Genomic DNA, 21,569 nt, shown 5'->3' with positions numbered 1-21,569 from the left:
CTCCTCCGCCGCCCGACGGGTCCGCCTCTCCGTCCCCGGGTCCTGCGGCGAGGCCGCAGGGACACATGTCCGCCCGATCGGCGGCGGCACCCTGCCGGCGCCGCCGCTGCCCGGCGACGTGCCGCCCGACTTCTCCACCATGTGATCCGGGGTTTCGTTGCGGACTGCGCTTGCCGGGGGAGGGCGGGCAGCTAGGTTCTGGATATGGAGACCATCAATCTGGGTGAGGCGGATGGCCTGCCGCCGGTGGATTGGGCCGCCGTCGTCGAGAAGCTCGATGCGGGGTCGGCACCGCGACCGGACGCGGCGAACGCCCGTACGACGTGGCTGTGCACCGTCAACGAGGACGGCAGCCCGCACGTGACCGCGGTGGGCGCCCTCTGGGTGGACGGCGCCTTCTGGTTCCAGACAGGCGCGGGTACACGCAAGGGGCGCAACGTCGCGCGCGATCCGCGGTGTTCGGTCGCGGTGTCGATCCACGACGCGGACGTCGTGATCGAGGGCGCCGCGGTGCGGGTGACCGAGCCGGGCGCAGTGGCGCGCATCGCCGAGGCGTGGGCGGACAACGGTTGGCCGGCGGAGCCCGATGAGAGCGGATCGGGCATCACTGCCCCGTTCAACGCACCGTCGCAAGGGCCACCGCCGTGGAACGTGTATCGCATCGAGCCACGCTCGGCGACGGTGGTCCTTGCGACGGAGCCGGGCGGCCTGACCCGCTTCCGCTTCTGACCCGCTTCCGCTTCTGAAGCGAAGAGCGCACGCCTCCCGTCAGGTGGCGCAGAGCCGATGTCCGCCCCGCAATCCACGGGGACCGGGCAGGGGCCGCCGGCGCTTTCCGCCGCACGTGATCCGCCACCCTCCGGGTGGACGCCTGATCTCCAACCGCAGCGGGGGTTCCCGAGTCTAAACTGGAGGACCGGTTCCGGGCTCAGATCGGTATCAGCCAACTGGGCCCGGTGGAGGCGACGCTGATGACCACGACGCCGTATTCGAGCGGCAAGCGCTGCCGGCCCCGATCCACGCCTTCATCCGGCAGAACCTCGGCGACCCCGATCTGACGCCGGGATCGGTCGCCGCGGCGCACCACATCTCGCCGCGATCGCGGCCCGATGGGGCTTCACCAGCCCCGCGCACTTCAGCCAGGTGTTCCGCGGCACCTGCGGTCTGTCACCGCGCCGGTTCCGTCGGCGGAGCATGAGGGGTCATCCGGGAGTGCACCCAGACTAAACACCTGTGCGCTCCCCCGTAAGGACAGGTCCGGCCGCGGCGTGGACTCTCGATATGAGACGACAACCGGAAAGGACCAATCCATGAGTTTCACCTTCCAGCAGTCCCGCCGCCCGGCCACCCTCCTGCTCGCCACCGCGGTGACCCTGCTCGCCACCCTGAGCGTGACGGCAGCACCTTCCGCCGCCGCCACCGCCTCAGAGAGCGCCGCGCTGCAGAGGGCGGCCGAGCAGTGCGGACCGGGAGAGATCTGCTTCTGGGAACGCAATGACTACGTAGGCACCCCATGGCGCTGGAAGCCGCAGAACGGTTACCGCGACCTGCCGCCCTACCTGCACGACAACGTCGGCTCGTTCTACGCCAACTCGGTCGGCTGCTTCATCGACTGGGACCCGCGCCTGTACGTCAAGGTCGCCCTCGGTGACTACTCCCGGGCGTACAAGTACGAAGGCAAGTTCGGCTCTCGCATCGACGCGGTGCGCAAATACGTCGATTGTCACGCATAGCGATCCCAGTGCGGTGCTGGGGCTGCGGTTGCCCGCGCCCCAGCACCCACAGGGCGTCGTGTTCGGCGGAGACGCGTGCCTTGTCGGCGGCGATCGGCAGGCCGGCTCGTCTAGGCTGTTCCCCCGGATGTTCGGGGGTACGGATTTGCCACAGATTCAGGCGCCCCACCTGGCCCGGGGGATCACCCTCGCCGTTCTGGGCGCGTTCGCGAGCGTGTACCTGCTGGCCGGGGTGCCGATCGCGATCGTCGTGTTCGCGCTGCAGCTCGTCCATGTCCTGCCGGTGCTCAGGCGGTTCCGGGGGCCGATGCTGTTCGCCGTACAGGCCGGAACCGGGTTCTGGGGCGTTCTCGCTTCCGGCGCGTCCGTCGCCATGCTCGGCTTCCTGGCCGGGTCACTGCTGCTGTCGCGGCTGTGGCCGCTCGCTCCGGCGGTCGCCGTGGCGGCGGCGGTGATCGGCTCCGTCCGGTACGGCGAAGCGTCCGCCACGGCCGACGCCACGATCACGATGATCCTGATCGCGCTGGTGGTCTACGGCCTGACCCGGCTCACCGAGCAGGTCGACCAGCTGCATTCCGCCAGGCTCGCCCTCGCCGTGGCCGCCGTCGCCGAGGAGCGGCTGCGCATCGCCGCCGAACTGAGCGACGGTCTCGGGCGAGGCCTCACCATGATCGCCGCAGGCGGCGGGCGCGCCCTGGCCGAGCCGGAACGCACGGCCGAGATCCTCGGAGAGGTCGCGGGCACGGCACGGCGCGCCCTGGCCGAGGCGCGGGCCGCCGCCTCCGGGTACCGCGCCATGTCCCTGGCGCCCGAGATCACCACCGCCCGCGCGATGCTGGCGGCCGCGGGCGTGACCGCGCACGTGCGCGTCGGCCACGCCGAACCGCTGGGGCCCGCGGGCGCGCTGCTCGCGGCCGTGCTCCGGGAGGCGGTGACCGAGGTCGTACGGCGCGGCACGGCGACGACGTGCGAGATCGAGACCGACACGTCCGAGGGCGGAGTCCGGCTCCGCGTCTCCAACGACGGAGCCAGGACCGCGGAGGACGAGAGCCTGAGCGACCTCCCCGGCCGGGTCGCGGAGGCGGGCGGATCGCTCACGACGGGCCTGTCCCCCACCGGCCGTTTCACCGTCTCCGTCGTGCTTCCCGGCATCGGATCCGCTCCGTCGCTCCCGCCGGACGACCGGCACGCCTCCGTTCTCTCCTTCACCCTGCTGGCCGTCGTCCTGGCCGGGTTCAGCGCCAAGGCGCTGCTCCGGCTCCCGGCGGGATCGCTGCTCCCGGCGACCGTCTGCCTCGGGTTGATCCTCCTCCTGCAGCTGCGCATGGTGTCCGGCCGCCACCTGCGGTCACTGGCGGTTATGGCCCTGCTCACCTATCTCCCGATCCCCGCCTTCGGCGAGGTCTGGCTGGGCGTCGCCGGTTTCCTCTCCGGACCGCTCCTGCTGGCCTTCCCCGCGGCGCTCGCCTGGCCGCTCGTCGCCTCCGTGACGGCGAGCGCCGCGGTGATCGGCGTCGTCCTCGGGCTGGAGCCCGCCGTGACGGTGAACTACACCGTGAGCACACTGGTGACCGGCCTGGTCGTCTACGGGCTCCTCCGGCTGGCCCTGCTGGCGGAGGAGGTCCAGGCGGTCAAGGAGGAGCTGGCCCGGTCGGCGGTGGTCGAGGAGCGCCTGCGCGCCGCCCGGGACCTGCACGACCTGCTCGGCCACAGCATGGCGGCGATCCTCCTCAAGTGCGAGCTGGCCAGGAGGCTCGACCCCGTCCGGGCCCGCGCCGAGATCGAGGACGTGCTCGAGATGGTGGAGAAGGCCGAGGCCGACATGCGCTCCGTGTCCGGGGAGCGGCACGAGATGTCGCTGGCCGCCGAGGCGGAGTCGGCGCGCTCGCTCCTGGGCGCCGCGGGCATCGAGGTCACGGTCGAGCTGGGCCACGGCCGGGTCGCCGCGGAGGTCGAGACCGTGCTGAGCACGGTGCTGCGTGAGGCGGTGACCAACGTGCTCCGGCACAGTGCCGCACGCCGCTGCACGATCGCGACGGACCGCGAGCGGGGTGAGGTACGGCTCCGCGTGCGCAACGACGGCGTGCCCCCGGCCGAGGTTCCCGCCGGCGGCCCCGCCCCGGACCGGACCGCGGGCCGCCGCGGCTCGGCGGGAGTCGGCAACCTGACCACGCGGCTGGCCGCCCTCGGCGGCAGCCTCGCCACCACCCGCGACGGCGAGCGGTTCGAGATCGAGGCCCGTGTCCCCGCCGCATCCCTCACGACGTCCGTACCCGCCGGCTGAGGCTCCCCGCGGCGCGGTCAGATCCAGCCCGCCCCCCTCGCGATGCGCACGGCGTCGACCCGGTTGCGGGCGTTGAGCTTGGCGACGATCGCGGTGATGTAGTTGCGCACGGTTCCCGCGCTCAGGAAGAGGCGCCCGGCGATCTCGGCGGCGTCGATCCCCTCGGCCACCAGCCGGAGCACGTCGGCCTCGCGGGGGGTGAGCGGATTGTCGGCCAGGTCCCAGGCCGTCACCGCCAGCGAGGGGTCGAGCACCCGCGCGCCGCCGGCCACCGCGCGGATGGCGGCCACCAGTTCCTCCGGAGGTGCGGTCTTCAGCAGGAACCCGTCCACCTGCGCACCGAGCGCCCGGCGGAGATGGCCCGGCTTGCCGTACGCGGTGAGGATGATCGTCCGGCAGGCGGGCAGTCGCACGCGGAGCTCTCCCGCGGCGGCGAGGCCGTCGAGCGCGCCGGGCATGTCGATGTCGAGCACCGCGACGTCGGGCCGGTGCAGGAGCGCGGCGGGCACCACGGCGTCGCCCGACTCGACGGCGGCGACGACCTCCAGGTCCTCCTCCAGGCCCAGCAGCGCCGCCAGGGCGCCCCGGACGATGTACTGGTCCTCGGCCAACAGCACACGGATCACGGGACATGTCTATCAGTGCCCGGATCATGACGATGTCACGGTCCTTCGGTGATCACATCTCTGGCCTGGCCGATCGCAGGCCAGCAGGCTGGCAGGCATGACGGACGTGGTGCGTTTGGACGCGGTGAGCAAGGTGTACGGCACAGGGCAGGGCGCGGTGGCGGCCCTGCGCGAGGTGACGGTGGGCATCCCGCAGGGGAGCTTCACCGCGGTGATGGGACCCTCGGGGTCGGGGAAGAGCACGTTCCTGCACTGCGCGGCCGGGCTGGACTCACCGTCCTCGGGCTCGGTACGGCTGGGCGGCACCGAGCTGACCGGGATGGACGAGACGCGGCTGACGAAGCTGCGCAGGCAGCGGATCGGATTCGTGTTCCAGGCGTTCAACCTGGTGCCCTCGCTGACCGTGGCCGAGAACATCACGTTGCCGCTCCGGCTCTCGGGAAGCCGGGTGGATCGGGCCTGGCTCCGCGAGATCGTCTCGCGGGTCGGCCTGGACGGGCGGACCGGGCACCGGCCCGCCCAGCTCTCCGGCGGGCAGCAGCAGCGGGTGGCCATCGCCCGGGCGCTGGCGATCCGGCCCGAGGTGGTCTTCGGCGACGAGCCCACCGGCGCGCTCGACACGATGACCGCCCGTGACGTGCTGAGGCTGCTCCGCGAGGTGGTGGACGGCATGGGCCAGACCGTGGTGATGGTCACCCACGACCCGGTGGCGGCCTCCTACGCCGACACCGTCCTGTTCCTGGCCGACGGCCGGATCGTGGACGCGATGACCGCGCCGACCTCCGACCGGGTGGCCGAGCGGATGACCAGACTGGGAGCGTGGGTGTAATGATCTTCTTCGCGTTGCGGGCGATCCGGCACCGCAAGGCCGGCTTCGCGGGTGCCTTCCTCGCCCTGATGTGCGCGGCGGCCCTGGTCTGCGCCTGCGGGATGCTGCTGGAGACCGGGCTGCGCGGCGGCGTCGCCCCCGAGCGCTACGCGGGCGCCCCGATGATCGTCGCGGGCGACCGGTACGTCCGCGAGACGGTCCGGAAGTCGGAGGAGAAGACCAAGACGAAGGCCAAGGCCCTGTCGGAGCGCCGGTGGATCCCCGCCTCCCTCGCCGGGGAACTGGGCCGGATCCCGGGGGTCGGGCGGGTGGTCACCGAGGTGACGTTCCCCGTCGTGGTCGCGGGCCGGTCCTTCTGGGGGCACGGCTGGGAGTCGGCCCCGCTCACTCCGTTCACCCTGCGCGCCGGACGCGCGCCCAGGGACGGGAACGAACTGGTGGCGGACGCGCGGGCCGGGCTGGACGTGGGCGCCGAGGTGACCGTGGAGTCACCGGCGGGATCACGGGTCTACCGGGTGACGGGCGTCACCGCCGAGGCCCTGCCCAGCCAGGACACGCTGTTCTTCGCCGCCTCCGAGGCCCGCCGCCTGGCCGGCCGCCCCGGTCTGGTCAGCGCGATCGGCGTCTTCCCCCGCTCCGGCGCACCCCGGATCGACCTGACCCCGGTGCCCGGCGGCGCGGTCGTCCACACCGGCGACGAGCGCGGCGCGGCCGAGTTCCTCGACGCGGAGCAGGCACGGCTGAAGCTGATCAGCATGGGCGGGGCCCTCGGCGGTACCGCGCTGCTGGTCGCGGTCCTCGTCGTGGTCGGCACGTTCGCGCTCTCCGTCCAGCAGCGCCACCGTGAGATCGCCCTGCTGAGAGCGATCGCGGCGACACCCCGGCAGGTGCGCCGGCTGCTCGGCGGCGAGGCGCTCGTGCTCGGCGCCGTCGCCGGAACCCTGGGGTCCGCCCTGGGAATCGGCCTGGGATTCTGGTTGCGCTCCCGGTTCGTCGCGCTGGGGGTGATGCCGGAGAACCTGCGGCTCGTGGTGAGCCCGTTCCCGGTACTCGCCGCGCTCGCGGCGACCGTCCTGGCCGCCTGGACCGCCGCCCGCGTCTCCGCCCGCAGGACCGCCCGCATCCGCCCGGTCGAGGCCCTCGGCGAGGCGGCGATGCCGGCCGTGCGCCTGTCCCGGGGACGGATGCTCGCCGGGCTGTCGTGCGCCGCGGGCGGTGCCGTTCTGACGGCGGTGCTGTCGGGGCTGTCCACCGAGGCGGCGTCCGGCCCGGTGACGATGGTGACCGCACTGGTGTGGACGGTCGCGGCCGCCCTGCTCGGCCCGGTGATCGCCCGGGTGGCCGTCGCGCTGCTCGGAGTGGTGCTGCGCGCCTCCCGGGTGAGCGGGCACCTCGCCGCCGCGAACCTTCGGGCCGGGTCGCACCGGCTGGCCTTGGTGATCACTCCACTCAGTCTGATGGTCGCGATGACGTGCACGATCCTGTTCGTGCAGACCACGATGGGGCACGCCGCCCAGGAGGAGGCGGCGGCGGGCGACCGCGCCGACTACGTGCTCGGCACGCGGGTTTCCGCCGCCGCGGCCGAGGCCGTACGCGGGGTGCCGGGCGTGGAGGCGGTCACCGAGGTGCTGCACACCTCGGTCCGGGTCGGCCTGGAGAAGTACGGCGCGCAGGCCGTCACGCCCGCGGGGCTCTCGCTGACGCTCGACCCCGGGGTGGTCGCCGGGTCGCTGCACGGGCTCGGCCCGGCGACGGTCGCCGTCAGCAGCACCGCCGCGTCCCGCCTCGGGGTGTCGGTCGGCTCGCCGCTCCGGCTCACCCTCGGCGACGGCACTCCCGTGACGCTCCGCGTCGTCGCCCTCTACGATCGGGGCCTCGGGTACGGCGAGCTCCTCCTGGCGCACGAGCTGGTGCGTCCGCACGTGGACGACCCGTTCTCCACCGCCCTGGTCTCGGCGCCGTCGCTCTCCCGCGCGGCCCTGGAGCGGGCCGCGCCCGGCATCGCGGTGCTCGACGGGGCCCGGGCCGCCGCGGTGGGAACGCCGAACGCCGAGGTCAACTACGTGACGATGGGTCTGATCATCGCGTTCACCGCGATCGCCGCGGTCAACACGCTGGCGATGTCCGCCTCGGACCGCTCCCGCGAGTTCGCCCTGCTCCGTCTCGTCGGCACCACGCGCCGGCAGGTGCTGCGGATGGCCCGTCTGGAGACGCTGACCGCGGTGCTGGTCTCGGTGGCCGGCGGCACAGTGATCTCGTTGGTCACGCTGACGGCCTTCAGCCTGGGCATGACCGGTTCGGCGCAGCCGTACGTGCCGCCGCCGGCCTACCTGGCCCTGGTCGCCTCGGTGGCCGTCCTGACCCTGGCCGCCACCGCCCTTCCCGTGCGGTTCGTCCTCCGTGCCCGCCCCGTCGAGGCGATCTCCTGACCTGCGGATCCGGTCGTCCTGCGGGTGGTCGTCCCGCCTCTCGCGGAGTCGCTCGGCCGGCGCGCAGGACCCAGCTGTGACCCAGGCCGTGATCGCGGGTTCTCCCGGCCGGGAGAACCCGCAAGCGGAGGTGGTACGGCGCCTGGGACGCGAACCCAGAACCTCCGGATTAAAAGTCGCCCGGCCCGGCGGGGACCGGCCCTGACCCGCCGCTCTGGAGTCCCTCCCTGAGGTTGTCCCGTACGGGGGCGTAGTGGGCCTCGACGGCGCGGACGAACGCCGCGACGTCACGGGCCATGACCGCGCGGGCGATCGCGCGGTGCGCCTCGACGGTTTCCCGCACTGACTCGGGGGTCGTGTCGAGCGAGGGCGCCACGATGGCGTGCACGTCCCAGAAGGCGGCGGTGAGCTGGGTGAGCAGCTCGTTGCCGAGCGGCTCCATGAGCAGCAGGTGAAACTCGCGGTCCTGCTCGATGAAGGACTCGCCGCGGGCCGCGCACTCGGCCATCTGCTCGGCGAGATCGAGCAGCTCGCCGTGGAGGGCTTCGTCGGAGGCGGTGACGATGGAGGCGGCCATCCCCTGCTCTATCGTCTGGCGGACCTCGACCAGTTCGGACAGGACCCGGAAGTCGTCGGCCCGGCTGAGCAGGCCTCGAAAGGCCAGGCTCTCCACGAGTGCGGCCAGGGAGAGCCGTCCGACGTAGGTCCCGTGCCCGTGACGCACCTCGACGATGTCCAGCGCGGTGAGGGTCTTGATGGCCTCGCGGACGCTGGAACGGCTGGCTCCCACCGCCTCGCACAGCTCCGCCTCGGTGGGCAGCGCGTCACCCGGCCCCAGGTGGTTGTGCAGGATGTACTGCTTGATGCGTTCCGCGACCTCGCGCTGGCGCAGCATCGCGCCGCGCGGCGATCGCGGGATGGGCGCGATCTCGACCAACCTCTTGCCCTTTCGTGGGGTCCCCTCTACATTCCAACCCTACAGGTATCAGACATCAGACGTCATATGATCAATCAGCCTCCTGCGGCCCCGGAGGCCGCGATCGAAGAGGAGCAGACGACGTGACCCATCCCACCGCCGTGTCTCTGGACCGCCGAGGGTTTCTCCGGTTCGTCGGAGCAGCCGGCGCCGCCGCCGCGTTCACCGGTTCGCTGGCCGCGTGCTCCGGCCCGGCCTCCACCGGGGGTGCGGCCCCGGTCGCCGCCGACACCATCGAGGCCGGCATCTCCTACGCCCTGTCCACCGGGTTCGACCCGATGACCTCATCCGGCGCCACCCCGGTCGCGGCCAACATGCACGTCTTCGAGGCGTTGTTCGACCTCGACCCGGTGAGCCGCGAATCCTATGCCGCGCTGGCGGCCGGCGAGTTGGAACAGGCGGACGAGACGACCTACAGGGTCGCGCTCCGCGAGGGCGCCACCTTCCACGACGGTTCCCCGGTGACGGCCGAGGACGTGGTCTTCAGCTTCCGGCGCGTGATGGACCCGGCGAACGCCTCGCTCATGGTGCAGTTCATCCCGTTCATCGAGAGCGTCACCGCGACCGATCCGAAGAACGTGGAGATCAAGCTCAAGTACGCCTTCCCGCTGCTCAAGGAGCGGCTCGCGGTCGTCAAGATCGTGCCCAAGGCGCTCGTGGAGAAGGACAAGACCGCGTTCGACGCCAAGCCCGTCGGCTCCGGGCCGTACCGGCTCATCGAGGCCACCAAGGAAGACAAGATCGTCTTCGAGCGGTGGGACAAGTACAACGGCACCCGCCCGGCCAAGGCCAAGAACATGATCTGGCGGCTGCTGTCCGACCCGTCGGCCCGCGTCACCGCGCTGGAGTCCGGCCGGGTCACGGCCATCGAGGACGTCCCCTACATCGATGTCGAGAAGGTCGCCGGCAAGCACAAGCTGGAGGCCGCCCAGTCCTTCGGCCTGCTCTTCCTGATGTTCAACTGCGCCGAGAAACCCTTCGACGACAAGCGCGTACGGCAGGCACTGCACTACGCCATCGACACCGAGAAGCTGATCAAGACAGCCATGCTCGGCAACGCCGCCGCGGCCACCGGCTACGTCCAGCAGACCCACCCGGCCTACGCCAAGGCCGCGACCGTCTACGGCTATGACCCCGACAAGGCCAGGGCCCTGCTGAAGGAGGCCGGCGTCTCCGGCCTGAACGTCACCATGGTCACCACCGACGCCGGCTGGGTGAAGGACGCCGTCCCGGTCATCAAGGAGGGCTGGGACGCCGTCGGCGTGAGCACCACCCTCGACATCGGCCAGTCCGGCGGGCAGTACACCAACAAGATCGACCCCGGGAAGTTCCAGGTCCTGGTGGCACCCGGCGACCCGTCCGTCTTCGGCAACGACATGGACCTGCTGCTGCGCTGGTTCTTCGACGGCCTCTGGCCCGAGAAGCGGTTCCGCTGGAACGGGACCGCCGAGGCGAAGAAAGTCCTGCAGTTGCTGGATGCGGCGGCGAAGACGGACGACGCCGCCGAGCAGGGGAAGCTGTGGGCCCAGGCGGTCGACGTCATCGCCGAGGAGGTCCCGCTCTACCCGATCCTGCACCGCAAGCTGCCCACCGCCTGGAACGAGAAGAAGCTCACCGGCTTCAAGCCCATCCCCACCACGGGTCTGTCGTTCCTCGACGTCGGTCTCGCCTGATCGGCCGGCCCGGCCGATCCGCTGACCCGCCCGCGACGAGAAAGACACCATGTTCGCGTTCCTACGACTGGCCACGAGACGGCTGGTGACCCTGCCGCTCATGCTCGCCGGAGTCACCCTGCTCGTCTTCGTCGTCCTGCAGTTCTCGCCGAACGACCCGGCCTACAACGCGCTCGGCGAGAGCGCGAGCCCGCAGGCACGGGCGGCCTATGCGGAGACCCACGGGCTGAACGACCCGCTCCCGGTGAGGTACGCCCGGTTCCTGGGGCAGCTGGCGCAGGGCGACCTCGGCTACACCGCCCCGCCGGCCGCCCCGGTGGCCGACCGCATCGCCACGGCCTTCCCGCTGACCGTGCAGCTCACCCTGCTCGGACTCGTGCTCGCGGTCGCCGGCGCCCTCGCCCTCGGCATCACCGGCGCGCTCTTCCGCGACCGCTGGCCGGACCAGCTGACCCGGTTGCTGTCGATCGCGGGCGTGGCGGTGCCGTCCTTCTGGCTCGGCATCCTGCTGATCCAGGAGTTCGCGCTCGGCGCCGAGCTCTTCCCGACCGGCGGTTACGTCAACCCCGCCGACTCCTTCACCGGGTGGCTGCGCTCGCTCGCCCTCCCGGCCGTCGCCATCGCCGTGCCCGTCGCGGCCTCGCTGGCGCGCCTGGTGCGCACCTCGATGGTCGAGGAGCTCGACCGCGACTACGTCCGCACCGCCACGGGCAACGGCCTGCCCCGGGTGATCGTCGTGCGCGGCGCGCTGCGCAACGCGCTCATCACCCCGCTGACCGTGCTCGGCCTGCGGGTGGGCTACCTGCTCAGCGGCGCCGTGGTCATCGAGACCATCTTCGACCTGCCCGGGATGGGCAAACTCATCCTCGACGGCGTCACCAACGGCGACGTCGCCCTGGTGCAGGGGGCGGTGCTGGCGATCGCGGTGACGTTCCTCGTGGTCAACCTCGTCGTCGACCTGCTCTACCTCGTCGTCAACCCGCGGATCCGGGTGGTGTGACCATGTTCCGATCCCAGCTCACGACCCGGCTCTCCCGTCCGGGCATCCGCTTGTCCAGACTCTCCCCGGCCGCGGCCGTCTCCCTGGCCGTCCTGGCGGTGGTCGGGCTGCTGGCCGCAGCGGCCCCGCTGGTGGCGGGCGACCCGCTCGCCACCGGCGTCCCGGCCACCCCGCCCGATGCCGAGCACTGGTTCGGCACCGACAGGGCCGGCCGTGACGTCCTGGCCCGCGTCGTGCACGGCGCGCGCTCCTCGTTGCTGATCGGCCTGGGGGCGACCGCGGTCGCGGTGCTCGCCGGAGCGGTGCTCGGCAGCCTCGCGGCCACCTCCCGCAAGCTCGTCAGCGAAGGCATCATGCGCGTCCTCGACGTGGTGATGTCCTTCCCGGGCATCGCGCTCGCCGCGGTGTTGGTGGCGGTCTTCGGCCGCAACCTCCCGGTGCTGATCCTGACCATCGCCTTCCTGTACGTGCCGCAGCTCACCCGGGTGGTGCGGGCCAACGTCCTGGCCCAGTACGGGGAGGACTACGTCGCGGCCGAACGGGTGATCGGGGCCCCGCGCCGCTACATCCTCATCAGGCACGTCGCGATCAACTGCGCCGCACCGATCATGGTCTTCGCCACCGTGCTGGTGGCCGACGCGATCATCTTCGAGGCGAGCCTGTCGTTCATCGGCGCGGGCATCCAGGACCCGGCGCCGAGCTGGGGCAACGTGCTGGCGTACGGCAGGCAGATCGTCCTGTCCGGCGGCTGGTGGGCCACGTTCTTCCCGGGCCTGGCGATCCTGGTCACGGTGCTCGCGCTCAACCTGCTCGCCGAAGGGCTGACCGACGCCTGGGCCGCCCCGCGCACGGCCCCCCGAACCGCTCCGCAGGCGGCGACCGCCGTACCGGCCGCGGGGGAGACGGCGGGACCCGGTACGGATGACGCGGTGCAGGCCGCACTGGCCCGCCTGGCCGCCGTGACGGCCGGGCGCGGCCCCCGGGTCGCCCCCCTGCCTCCGGAGGCCGAGACCCTCCTCTCGGTCCGGGACCTCACGATCCGCTTCCCGCAGCGCTACGGTGACGTCCCGGTCGTGCAGTCGCTCTCCTTCGACGTGCGCTCGGGCGAGACGCTCGGCCTGGTCGGGGAGTCCGGCTGCGGCAAGAGTCTGACCAGCCTCGCCGTCATGGGCCTGCTCCCGCGCGGCGCGCAGGTCGGCGGCCGGATCGAGTACGGCGGGCGGGACATCCTCACTCTGACGCCCCGGCAGCGGCGGGCGATCTCCGGTCCGGAGATCGCCATGGTCTACCAGGACGCGATGTCGTCCCTGAACCCGTCGGTCCTCGTCGGCGCCCAGCTGCGCCAGCTCACCCGCCGGGGCGGCACGCGCAGCCCCGGGGAACTGCTCGAACTGGTCGGCCTGGATCCCCGGCGGACCCTGCGCAGCTACCCGCACGAGCTCTCCGGCGGCCAGCGCCAGCGGGTGCTGATCGCCATGGCGCTCTCCCGCAGTCCGCGCCTGCTCGTCGCCGACGAACCGACGACGGCACTCGACGTGACCGTGCAGGCTCAGGTGGTCGAGCTGCTCGGGCAGCTGCGCGACGAGCTCGGCTTCGCCATGGTGCTCGTCTCGCACGACCTCGGCCTGGTCGGTGAGCTGGCGCACCGGATCGCGGTGATGTACGCCGGTCAGCTCGCGGAGGTCGGCACGGCCACGGCGTTGTTCTCCGGGGTCCGGCACCACTACGCCCGCGGCTTGCTCGGCTCCGTGCTCTCCCTGGAGGCCGGGGCGGCGCGGCTGCACCAGGTCCCCGGCGTGGTGCCCGCGCCGCAGGACTTCGGCCCCGGCTGCCGTTTCGCCGGCCGGTGCGCGGCGGCGACCGCGATCTGCCGCACGACGCAGCCGGAGCCCGACGGCGACCCGCACGTCCACGCGCACGCCTGCTTCCACCCGGGCACCGTACAGGCCGGGGAGCGGCTGCAGCCGAGCGGCGCCCACGAAGGAGGACGGCCGTGAACGAGCCGGTCATGAACGGATCCGTTACGGGGGAGCCCGTCGCGCCTGCCGGGAACGGGCCGGTCGTCAGCCTCGAAGGGGTGCACGTCGTGCACACCGCGCGCAGCGGCGGGCTGCTGCGCCGCGACCGGGTCCACGCCCTCACCGACGCCACCGTGTCCGTCGGGCGGGGTGAGATCCTCGGCGTCGTCGGGGAGTCGGGCTGCGGCAAGTCCACGCTGGCCAAGGTGGTGGTCGGCCTCCAGCCGCCCACCTCGGGCACGGTGCGCTTCCGCGGCGAGGACCTGTGGGCGATGCCGGCCAGGACGCGGCGCGAGAGCTTCGGCTCGGCCGTCGCCATGGTCTTCCAGGACGCCTCCACCGCGCTCAACCCCCGGCTGCCCGTACGGCGCATCCTGCGCGACCCGCTGGACGTGCACGGGCGGGGGAGCGTACGGCAGCGCGAGGAGCGGGTGCGCGAGCTGCTCGGCCTGGTCGGGCTGCCCGGTCATGTCGCCGACGCGCTGCCCGGCGGGCTCTCCGGGGGGCAGCGCCAGCGGGTGGCCGTGGCCCGCGCACTGGCGCTCGAACCCGACGTGATCGTCGCCGACGAGCCCACCAGCGCGCTCGACGTCTCGGTCCGCGCCCAGGTGCTCAACCTCCTGGTGGACCTGCGCGCGCGTCTCGGGCTCGGCCTGGTGTTCATCTCGCACGACATCCAGACGGTCCGCTACCTCGCCGACCGGATCGCGGTCATGTACCTCGGCCGCGTGGTCGAGGAAGGCCCGGCCGCCGACGTCGGCGGCGCGGCCCGTCACCCTTACACCCGCGCGCTGTTCTCCGCCACCCCGAGCCTGCTCGGCGGGAGCGAGCGGATCGTGCTGACCGGTCCGGTGCCGTCGGCCACCCACCCGCCGTCGGGCTGCCCGTTCCGCACCCGCTGCTGGAAGGCGACCGACGAGTGCGCGACGGAGTTCCCGCACGCCGCGCAGGCGGACCCGGCCGGCCGCCACTCCTGGCACTGCGTCCACCCGGAGGCCCCGCGTGACGGTGGGCATCGCCCGGCCGGACTCTCCGCATGACTCATCCCAAAACCCTGATTTACCTGGAAAATCCAGACAAGGAGCATTCTGTGAGCGCCCGTGAACCCCGCTTCGGTGGAGTCGTCCCGCCGGTCGTCACCCCCCTGACGCCGGACGGCGAGGTCGACACCGCCTCGCTGGAGCGGCTGGTCGACTTCCAGATCGAGGCCGGTGTCACCGGCCTGTTCGCGCTCGGCAGCTCCGGCGAGTCCGCCTTCCTCACCGACGCCCGGCGCGACAAGGCGCTGGAGGTCGTGATCGGGACGGCCGCGGGCCGGGTCCCCGTCCTCGCCGGCTGCATCGAGACGACGACCGCACGGGCGATCGAGCGAGCCGAGATCGCCGCGAAGCTCGGCGCCGACGCCACCGTGGTGACCGCGCCGTTCTACACCCGTATCCACCCCCTGGAGATCGACCGGCACTTCCGGGCGGTCCGGGCCGCGGTCGACCTGCCGATGCTCGCCTACGACGTGCCGGTCTCGGTGCACAGCAAGCTGTCTGTGGGCCAGGTGCTGGCGCTGGCCGCCGACGGGGTGATCGACGGGCTGAAGGACTCCAGCGGTGACGACGTCGGCTTCCGTCAGGTGGTTCTCGGCGCCGCCGGCCTGGCCGGCTTCTCGGCGCTGACCGGCCACGAGGTCGTCGTCGACGCGATGATGCTCGCCGGGGCGGACGGCGCCGTGCCGGGCCTGGGCAACGTCGACCCGCACGGCTACGTGCGTCTGGTCCGCGCCTGCGCCGAGGGCCGCTGGGCGGAGGCCAGGGCCGAGCAGGACCGCCTGACCAGGCTGTTCGGCATCGTCGAGGCGGTGGACCCGGCGACCGCCGGGGGCAGCACCAGGGGTGTCGGCGCGTTCAAGACGGCGCTCGCCCTGCGCGGCGTCATCGCGACCGCGGCCGTATCGGCGCCGATGCGCGAGCTGACCGAGGACGAGACCCGCGCCGTGGCCGCCCGCCTGGAGGAGGCCGGACTGCTGTGATCACGATCGCAGCCGGGACCGCCGTGCGCGGACAGGTCCTGCCGTGGTGAGCGTCTCCGAGCCGGAAGGCCCGGCCGCCGCGGGGCCGGTCGTCGGAGTGGACATCGGTGGCACCAAGACCTCCGCCGGGCTGGTCGATCCGTCCGGCGGGCTGCTGGCCGTACGGACCCGGCCGACCCCCGCGACCCGGGGAGCGGCCGAGGTCGTGCGGACCGCCGCCGAACTGGTCCGCGAGCTCGCGGAGCTCGCGGTGCCCGGCGGTGCGGGGGCGGTGACGGCGGTGGGCGTCGCCAGCGCGGGAGTCATCGACTCCGGGCGCGGTGTGGTCGTCTCGGCGACCGGCGCCATCGCCGGATGGGCCGGAACCGATCTGCGCGGCGAGCTCTCCCGGGAGCTCGGCCTGCCGGTCGCGGTGGACAACGACGTGCACGCGCACCTGCTCGGCGAGCAGTGGCGCGGGGCCGCCGCGGGCCGCCGCGACGTGCTGCTGGTCGCGGCCGGCACCGGGATCGGGGCCTCCCTCCTGCTCGGCGGCCGGGTACGGCACGGCGCGCGCTCCGTGGCCGGTCACGCCGGCCACCTGCCGGTCGCCGCGGCCGCCGGCCGGCCCTGCCCGTGCGGCGGACGCGGGCACGTCGAGGCGGTGGCCGCGGGCCCGGCCCTGCTCGCCGAGTACCGTCGTCGCACCGGGGCCGGGGTCACGCACCTGGCCGAGGTCGCCCTGCTCGCCGAGGCGGGCGACTCGGTCGCCGCGATCGTCCTGGCCGAGGGGGCGAGCGCGCTCGGCTCAGCGATCGGCGGGCTGGTGAACGTCATCGACCCGGAGATCGTCGTGATCGGCGGAGGCGTCGCCGGATGCGGTGCGCCCTGGTGGGACGCGCTCCGAGAGGCGGTCCGCGCCGAGGTTCTGCCCGCGCTGTGTGACATTCCCGTCGAGCCCGCCGTGCTCGGCGGCGACGCCGCCCTGCTCGGTGCGGCCCGGCTGGTCCTGGAGGTGGAGACATGAGTCCGGTGCTCGCGGCGCTGCGCGGCCGTCTCGTGGTGTCCTGCCAGGCCTACCCGGGCGAGCCGATGCGTCACCCGGACACGATGCGCCGGGTGGCGCAGGCGGTCGCGGCCGGCGGGGCGGCGGGCATCCGCGCCCAGGGGCTGGAGGACCTGCGGCTCATCCGGGCCGCGCTCGACCTGCCGCTCATCGGCCTGTGGAAGGACGGCGACGGCGACGTCTTCATCACGCCCACCCTCGACCACGCCCTCGCGGTGGCCGGGACCGGGGCCGACGTCGTCGCCCTCGACGCCACCGGCCGTCCCCGCCCGGACGGCCGTACGCTCGCCGAGATCGTCCGGGCGGTGCACGAGCGCACCGGGCGGCTGGTCATGGCCGACGTCTCGACCTACGAGGAAGGCGTGGCCGCAGCCGAGGCCGGTGCCGACGTGGTCGGGACGACCCTCGCCGGATACACCCCCTACTCGCGCACCGGCCCCGGACCGGACCTCGATCTGGTCGCCCGGCTCTCCACCGATCTGCCCGTCCCGGTGATCGCCGAAGGCCGGATCCACACGCCCGGACAGGCTGCCGAGGCCCTCCTGCGCGGTGCCCACGCCGTCGTCGTCGGCACCGCCATCACCCACCCGACGACCGTCACCCGCTGGTTCACCGAGGCCTGCGGTGAACCCGTGCGGTGAATTCAGCAGAAAAATTCTGGAAAGCGCGTAATCCACACGGGCGATTCGACTCCTCTCCAGTGAGAGGAGTTTGAATGAGAAAGATCAAATTAGTGCTCGTGCTGTCACTGATGACGGTGGCCGCGAGCGTCCTGGCCGGGCCGGTGTCCGCCGCGCCCGTGCCGCAGGCGGCCGCCTCCGCGGCGACGCGGGCATTGGGCACGTCCGGGTTCGCCTGCGACGGGACCGATTCCCCGGCCGAGGGATGGGTGCTGCCGGTCTACGTTCACCAGCCCGGTCAGGACTCCTACGACTCCGAGGTGGAGTCGGTCCTGCGGACCGTCTGGGAGACCGACCAGACCTTCGAGTCGAGCGCCCGGCGGTTCGGGGTCTCCCGACGGCTCAGGGTCGTGCAGGATGACCAGTGCCGCCCGATCGTGGCGAAGGTGTCCTTCCTCAAGGGCCGCAACCGGGCCGAGATGGGGAAGGCGCTCACGGAGAACATCGCCTCCCAGCCGGCCCGGGTGCGTGAGCTCGTGGCCACCAACCGGGTGAAGTTGATGTTCTTCGGCCGGGACAACGAGATGACCGACTCGTGCACCGGGGGCGGGGCCAACGCCGGGCTCAGCAACGGCGGCGTCATCCTGCCGCGCTGGTGCTGGAGCGAGGCCGGGTTCACCCACGAGATGATCCACTCCTTCGGGCTCAGCCACTGCAACGGCGGCGGCGTGAACGGCAACGACCCGGTCTGCCGCAACATGGGCAGCCGGCCCGAGTGCACGGGTGACCCCGCGTCGAACTACCACCTCGACTCGTGCCGGACGGACGAGTTCCGCTATTTCGAGCCGACGCCGGCGTCGCAGCCGAAGGGGGAGCCGCTGCCGGAGATCAGAAACGTCGCGTCCAGCCCGTACCTGATCCAGGACCAGCCGGCCCCGCCGGTGGACTTCCGGCTGCGCATCGTGGAGAGCGGGAAGTGCGTCGGCGTCGACGGCCAGCAGGCGGTGCAGGTGCCGTGCTCGGACAACGGGACGGTCTGGCGCCGGACCATCGACGGTGCCGGCTACGTGACGATCCGCAACGTCGGGAACCACCAGTGCCTGACGGGCGCCACCGCCGCGGACGGTTCCAAGCCCGTGGTCACCACGGTGTGCGCGGCGAAGAACCCGTCGCAGCAGTGGCTGCCCGGCGCGGGCCAGGACAAGATCAACTTTACCAACCGTGCCGATGGGAAGTCCGGACCGGGGCTCGCCGTTCCGAAGCGTGAGGCCCGCGACGGTGCGCCGGTGGTGCGCGCCAACGGGAGCACCCTCAAGTTCGAGCCGCTGGCCGACCAGATGTTCAAGACGAGCCCGGTGGGCTTCCCGGCTCCGGCTCCGGCTCCGACGCCGAGCGCGTCCTCGACCACGGCGTCCGAACCGACCACGGCCCCCACCTCGGTCCCGACCTCCGCGCCGGGACCGTCCTCGACGCCGGGACCGGAGGACGCGCCGGCCCCGACGAAGACCCCGACGCGGACTGTCACCCTCAAGAGCGCATACGGCACCTGCCTGACCGCCTACCGTGCGACGGCGAGGCTCGGGTCCTGCCGGACGAAGTGGCAGCTGGTGCCGGTGGCAGGCAAGTCGGTGCAGGTGCGGTTCAAGAGCCGCTGCCTGGCACTCGGACCGGTCAACGGTGCCAAGCGGTCGGTCGTCCTCGCCAAGTGCAGCAAGACGAGCAAGGGGCAGCGCTGGCTGCTCGAACCGCAGCGGGGCGGTGCCGTGACGCTGAAGAGCGCCACGACGAATGCCACCCGAATCATCCGTTTTTCTGCCAAACCTACCCATATCTATGCTAAAGCCACATATGTCAAAAAATCTCTCAAGTTCACGATTGGATAAATGAACGGCCCGACCAGCGACGACTCGGCCCTGACGCGCTTGGTCAGGGCCGGGGACAGTCATGCCGTGGCCGAGCTGTACGAGCGGCACCACGCCGCGGTCCTCGCCTTCGCCCGTCGCCTGTGCCCGGATCCGTACACCGCGGAGGACCTGGCCAGTGAGGCGTTCGCCCGCACCCTGCGGACCGTCCGCACCGGCGCGGCCGGTCCGTCCGGCGGGTGGCGTCCCTACCTGTACGCGGTGGTGCGCAACACCGCGGCCGAATGGGCGCACTCCGACCAGCGGCGGGTCCTCACCGCCGAATTCCGGGAGGACGACCTGACGGTGGCCGGGCCGGAGCCGCCCGACGATCTGGTGACCCGCGCCTACCGGTCGCTGCCGCCGCGCTGGCAGACCGTGCTGTGGCACACTGTGATCGAGGACGAGGAGCCCGAGCAGATCGCGAAGATCCTGGGCATCACCCCCGGTAACGTGGGCGTGCTGGCCTTCCGGGCACGCGAAGGGCTGCGCAAGGCGTATCTGGCCGCCCACCTCGCGGGTACATCGCCTCGCTGCCGCGAATACGCCGAACCGCTGGCGGCGGCCGTACGCAAGAAGAACGGCCGTCTGCCGCGAGCGCTGCGCGCGCATTTGGAGTCCTGCCCGAGTTGTGCTCGGGCGCGAGGCGAACTGCTCGATCTCAACGCCGCGTTGCGGGCCACGCTGCCGATCGGGCTGCTGCCGCCAGCCGTGGAAGGACTGGGCAAGGCCGTCGCGTCGAAGGGCGTCTCCGGCGGGGTGTTCGGCCGGGCGGCCACCACGACGGTCGTGACGGCGGCCACCGCCGCCGTAGCCGTGATCGTGCTCTCACTTCCGGCGGATCCCCCGTCTCCGCCGACGGCCGCCGTACCGACGCGGAGCACATCACCCGCACTCGAGAAAGTCCCAGAACCCGCGCTGACACGTGCTCCGAAACCCACCCGGAGCGCTGTCCCGAAACCCACCCGGAGCGCTGTCCCGGAGACGGTCGCGGGCACCCGGATCGCCCATGCGGGCCGGTGCGTCGGCGCAGCGGACGACAGGGTCGCGGCACTGCGCTGCGCCGACCCGAGGACGGCCTGGCACACGAAGGGCGACCCTCACCGGTTCCGGCTCATCAATGTCGCCAGTGGGCGCTGCCTGACGGCGGCCGAGAAGTACGACACCGTCTCCTTCAACGGCGGGGGCATCCGCGCGGTCCGGCTCGCATCCTGCTCTGACGCCCCGGCCCAGCGCTGGAACAGGCCCACTTTCAGTGACGGCGTGTCCCGCCTGGTCAACGTCCCCACCGGCATGGCGCTGTCCATCGGCAAGGAGTTCGGCGGCAAGCACCCGCCGACCGCGTTCATCCTCTACGGCGCCTACACCGGCTCGGCCGATCAACTGATCACCCTCGTGCCCGAACGCGACTGAAGCCGACAGGTTCAATGCCGTCCGGTGCCGCGACGTGCCACCTGATGACGCCCGGTCCAGGGGGCTCGCCCCGAAGGGTGGACACCTGCTGTCATGCGGCGAGCAGCACCCTATCGGAGCGCCGCTCGTAGTCGATCGGGCTGAGGTAGCCCAGCCCGGAATGCCTCCTGCGGGCGTTGTAACGGGTGATCCACTTGAAGATCTCCAATCGGACCCGGCCAGCCGACGACCAGCTTCTGGCTCCCTGCAGCGTCTCGCGCTTGAGGGTGGCATTGAACGCCTCGGCCAGCGCGTTGTCGGCGCTGGAGCCGACCGCGCCCATCGACCGGCGCACCCCCAGCTGCGTGCATACGGCAGCGAAGGCGGCCGCGGTGTGCTGCGATCCATAATCGGCGTGGAAGATCGCCCCGGCTGCGGCCGGCGCGTTTCGGGTCTGCCGCCCCGTGTCGGGATCAGGGCGGCCACCTCGACGGTGGGGCTGTACCCGGGTACCGGATGCAAGCCCTCCGTACTGCTGCTCGGGTAGGCCACGCTCAGGAGGCAGTATGTGCGCGGAGGGCACTCGGTCATCGACGGGAAGGTGACATGGGATTACGGGGGTACTCGCCCGACGGCTTGGCGCGAGGTTACCGGGGATTCAACGCTGTGAGGTACAGCGGCCCGGCGGGATCTTCTTTCTTGGTCTTCCCATGGCCGCCTGCCAGGTCTGACGTGGAAGAGGGCCCCTCGAATTCACCATCTTGCGAGAGCCGGGATCCGATACACGTGAGCAAACATGGAGCGAACATCGGCGATCTCCGGCTCGCGCAGAGCCCGTCTGGACCGAGAAAGTTCAAGTCAGACGGGGTGCGGGTGGTAGGGCGCCTGGGACTCGAACCCAGAACCTACGGATTAAAAGCCGGCGGGTTCACTGTCGTCCGGCGCCGCGCCGTACCGCCTGGTGACTCCCTGTCCGGAGCTGTCCTTTTTGTCCTGCCGGATGGTGGTGTCGCGTGCCGCGCC

18 protein-coding genes and 1 tRNA gene are annotated in these 21,569 nt (G+C 72.2%); 15 read left to right on the top strand and 4 right to left on the bottom strand.

Going from position 1 to position 21,569, the window contains the following annotated elements; all coding sequences use genetic code 11:
* Positions 1–204: 204 nt before the first annotated feature.
* From Plo01_RS27105 to Plo01_RS27090, 4 genes are all read left to right on the top strand, one after another.
* Positions 205–729, top strand: a complete 525-nt coding sequence (locus Plo01_RS27105) for a pyridoxamine 5'-phosphate oxidase family protein (RefSeq protein ID WP_203893514.1) — start codon at positions 205–207, stop codon at positions 727–729.
* 258 nt (positions 730–987) lie between these two features.
* A complete protein-coding gene (locus Plo01_RS41400; protein WP_203893609.1) occupies positions 988–1,227 on the top strand; it encodes a helix-turn-helix domain-containing protein in 240 nt (79 codons plus the stop codon).
* A gap of 83 nt (positions 1,228–1,310) precedes the next feature.
* Positions 1,311–1,733, top strand: coding sequence for a peptidase inhibitor family I36 protein (locus tag Plo01_RS27095; RefSeq protein WP_203893513.1), 423 nt, complete (start codon positions 1,311–1,313; stop codon positions 1,731–1,733).
* A gap of 145 nt (positions 1,734–1,878) precedes the next feature.
* Positions 1,879–4,017 (top strand): sensor histidine kinase, encoded by a 2,139-nt coding sequence (locus Plo01_RS27090; protein WP_203893512.1) that lies wholly within the window; start codon positions 1,879–1,881, stop codon positions 4,015–4,017.
* Positions 4,018–4,034: 17 nt separating this feature from the next.
* Here the strand turns inward: Plo01_RS27090 and Plo01_RS27085 are convergent, their stop codons facing one another.
* Positions 4,035–4,643, bottom strand: a complete 609-nt coding sequence (locus Plo01_RS27085) for a response regulator transcription factor (RefSeq protein WP_203893511.1) — start codon at positions 4,641–4,643, stop codon at positions 4,035–4,037.
* Between the two features lie 97 nt (positions 4,644–4,740).
* On the opposite strand from Plo01_RS27085, the gene Plo01_RS27080 reads away from it, so the two are divergent.
* Entirely contained in the window at positions 4,741–5,472 is a 732-nt protein-coding gene (locus Plo01_RS27080; RefSeq protein WP_203893510.1) for an ABC transporter ATP-binding protein, read from the top strand.
* Positions 5,472–7,901 (top strand): ABC transporter permease, encoded by a 2,430-nt coding sequence (locus Plo01_RS27075; protein WP_203893608.1) that lies wholly within the window; start codon positions 5,472–5,474, stop codon positions 7,899–7,901. Before Plo01_RS27080 ends, Plo01_RS27075 begins: the two co-directional genes overlap by 1 nt.
* Before the next feature lie 131 nt (positions 7,902–8,032).
* Here the strand turns inward: Plo01_RS27075 and Plo01_RS27070 are convergent.
* Both Plo01_RS27070 and Plo01_RS27065 read right to left on the bottom strand, forming a co-directional pair.
* Positions 8,033–8,114: transfer RNA gene (locus tag Plo01_RS27070), tRNA-Lys, on the bottom strand.
* On the bottom strand, positions 8,071–8,796 hold the full coding sequence (locus Plo01_RS27065; RefSeq protein ID WP_203893607.1) for a FadR/GntR family transcriptional regulator: 726 nt from the start codon (positions 8,794–8,796) through the stop codon (positions 8,071–8,073). Before Plo01_RS27065 ends, Plo01_RS27070 begins: the two co-directional genes overlap by 44 nt.
* 164 nt (positions 8,797–8,960) lie before the next feature.
* On the opposite strand from Plo01_RS27065, the gene Plo01_RS27060 reads away from it, so the two are divergent.
* The 9 genes from Plo01_RS27060 (at position 8,961) to Plo01_RS27020 (ending at position 20,567) form a co-directional block, all read left to right on the top strand.
* Entirely contained in the window at positions 8,961–10,550 is a 1,590-nt protein-coding gene (locus Plo01_RS27060; RefSeq protein ID WP_203893509.1) for an ABC transporter substrate-binding protein, read from the top strand.
* Between the two features lie 49 nt (positions 10,551–10,599).
* Positions 10,600–11,550, top strand: a complete 951-nt coding sequence (locus Plo01_RS27055) for an ABC transporter permease (RefSeq protein WP_203893508.1) — start codon at positions 10,600–10,602, stop codon at positions 11,548–11,550.
* Positions 11,551–11,552: 2 nt separating this feature from the next.
* Positions 11,553–13,547 carry a dipeptide/oligopeptide/nickel ABC transporter permease/ATP-binding protein gene (locus Plo01_RS27050; protein WP_203893507.1) on the top strand — a complete coding sequence of 665 codons (1,995 nt, stop codon included), beginning with the start codon at positions 11,553–11,555 and terminating at the stop codon, positions 13,545–13,547.
* A gap of 11 nt (positions 13,548–13,558) precedes the next feature.
* Complete coding sequence (locus Plo01_RS27045) at positions 13,559–14,608, top strand: oligopeptide/dipeptide ABC transporter ATP-binding protein (RefSeq protein ID WP_203893506.1); 1,050 nt, start codon at positions 13,559–13,561, stop codon at positions 14,606–14,608.
* A 50-nt stretch (positions 14,609–14,658) separates the two neighbouring features.
* Positions 14,659–15,588: a dihydrodipicolinate synthase family protein gene (locus Plo01_RS27040; RefSeq protein ID WP_239317141.1), complete on the top strand. Its 930-nt coding sequence runs from the start codon at positions 14,659–14,661 to the stop codon at positions 15,586–15,588.
* Positions 15,589–15,634: 46 nt separating this feature from the next.
* Positions 15,635–16,594 carry an ROK family protein gene (locus tag Plo01_RS27035; RefSeq protein WP_203893504.1) on the top strand — a complete coding sequence of 320 codons (960 nt, stop codon included), beginning with the start codon at positions 15,635–15,637 and terminating at the stop codon, positions 16,592–16,594.
* Positions 16,591–17,274: an N-acetylmannosamine-6-phosphate 2-epimerase gene (locus Plo01_RS27030; RefSeq protein WP_203893503.1), complete on the top strand. Its 684-nt coding sequence runs from the start codon at positions 16,591–16,593 to the stop codon at positions 17,272–17,274. Before Plo01_RS27035 ends, Plo01_RS27030 begins: the two co-directional genes overlap by 4 nt.
* A gap of 74 nt (positions 17,275–17,348) precedes the next feature.
* Entirely contained in the window at positions 17,349–19,136 is a 1,788-nt protein-coding gene (locus tag Plo01_RS27025; RefSeq protein ID WP_203893502.1) for an RICIN domain-containing protein, read from the top strand.
* Positions 19,137–20,567 (top strand): sigma-70 family RNA polymerase sigma factor, encoded by a 1,431-nt coding sequence (locus Plo01_RS27020; protein WP_203893501.1) that lies wholly within the window; start codon positions 19,137–19,139, stop codon positions 20,565–20,567.
* A gap of 91 nt (positions 20,568–20,658) precedes the next feature.
* Here the strand turns inward: Plo01_RS27020 and Plo01_RS27015 are convergent, their stop codons facing one another.
* A complete protein-coding gene (locus Plo01_RS27015; protein WP_203893500.1) occupies positions 20,659–20,901 on the bottom strand; it encodes an integrase core domain-containing protein in 243 nt (80 codons plus the stop codon).
* Positions 20,902–21,569 lie beyond the last annotated feature (668 nt).

It is taken from the genome of Planobispora longispora (assembly GCF_016863135.1).
Taxonomy (GTDB): domain Bacteria; phylum Actinomycetota; class Actinomycetes; order Streptosporangiales; family Streptosporangiaceae; genus Planobispora; species Planobispora longispora.
This window is presented reverse-complemented; position numbering and strand designations above follow the sequence as displayed.

What these genes read in the sequence shown, in the direction of transcription:
- Plo01_RS27080 (WP_203893510.1), top strand. Translation starts at nt 4,741, where the DNA reads ATGACGGACGTGGTGCGTTTGGACGCGGTGAGCAAGGTGTACGGCACA.
- Plo01_RS27105 (WP_203893514.1), top strand. Translation starts at nt 205, where the DNA reads ATGGAGACCATCAATCTGGGTGAGGCGGATGGCCTGCCGCCGGTGGAT.
- Plo01_RS27075 (WP_203893608.1), top strand. Translation starts at nt 5,472, where the DNA reads ATGATCTTCTTCGCGTTGCGGGCGATCCGGCACCGCAAGGCCGGCTTC.
- Plo01_RS27045 (WP_203893506.1), top strand. Translation starts at nt 13,559, where the DNA reads ATGAACGGATCCGTTACGGGGGAGCCCGTCGCGCCTGCCGGGAACGGG.
- Plo01_RS27025 (WP_203893502.1), top strand. Translation starts at nt 17,349, where the DNA reads ATGAGAAAGATCAAATTAGTGCTCGTGCTGTCACTGATGACGGTGGCC.
- Plo01_RS27055 (WP_203893508.1), top strand. Translation starts at nt 10,600, where the DNA reads ATGTTCGCGTTCCTACGACTGGCCACGAGACGGCTGGTGACCCTGCCG.
- Plo01_RS27050 (WP_203893507.1), top strand. Translation starts at nt 11,553, where the DNA reads ATGTTCCGATCCCAGCTCACGACCCGGCTCTCCCGTCCGGGCATCCGC.
- Plo01_RS27030 (WP_203893503.1), top strand. Translation starts at nt 16,591, where the DNA reads ATGAGTCCGGTGCTCGCGGCGCTGCGCGGCCGTCTCGTGGTGTCCTGC.
- Plo01_RS27020 (WP_203893501.1), top strand. Translation starts at nt 19,137, where the DNA reads ATGAACGGCCCGACCAGCGACGACTCGGCCCTGACGCGCTTGGTCAGG.
- Plo01_RS27065 (WP_203893607.1), bottom strand. Translation starts at nt 8,796, where the DNA reads ATGCTGCGCCAGCGCGAGGTCGCGGAACGCATCAAGCAGTACATCCTG.
- Plo01_RS27095 (WP_203893513.1), top strand. Translation starts at nt 1,311, where the DNA reads ATGAGTTTCACCTTCCAGCAGTCCCGCCGCCCGGCCACCCTCCTGCTC.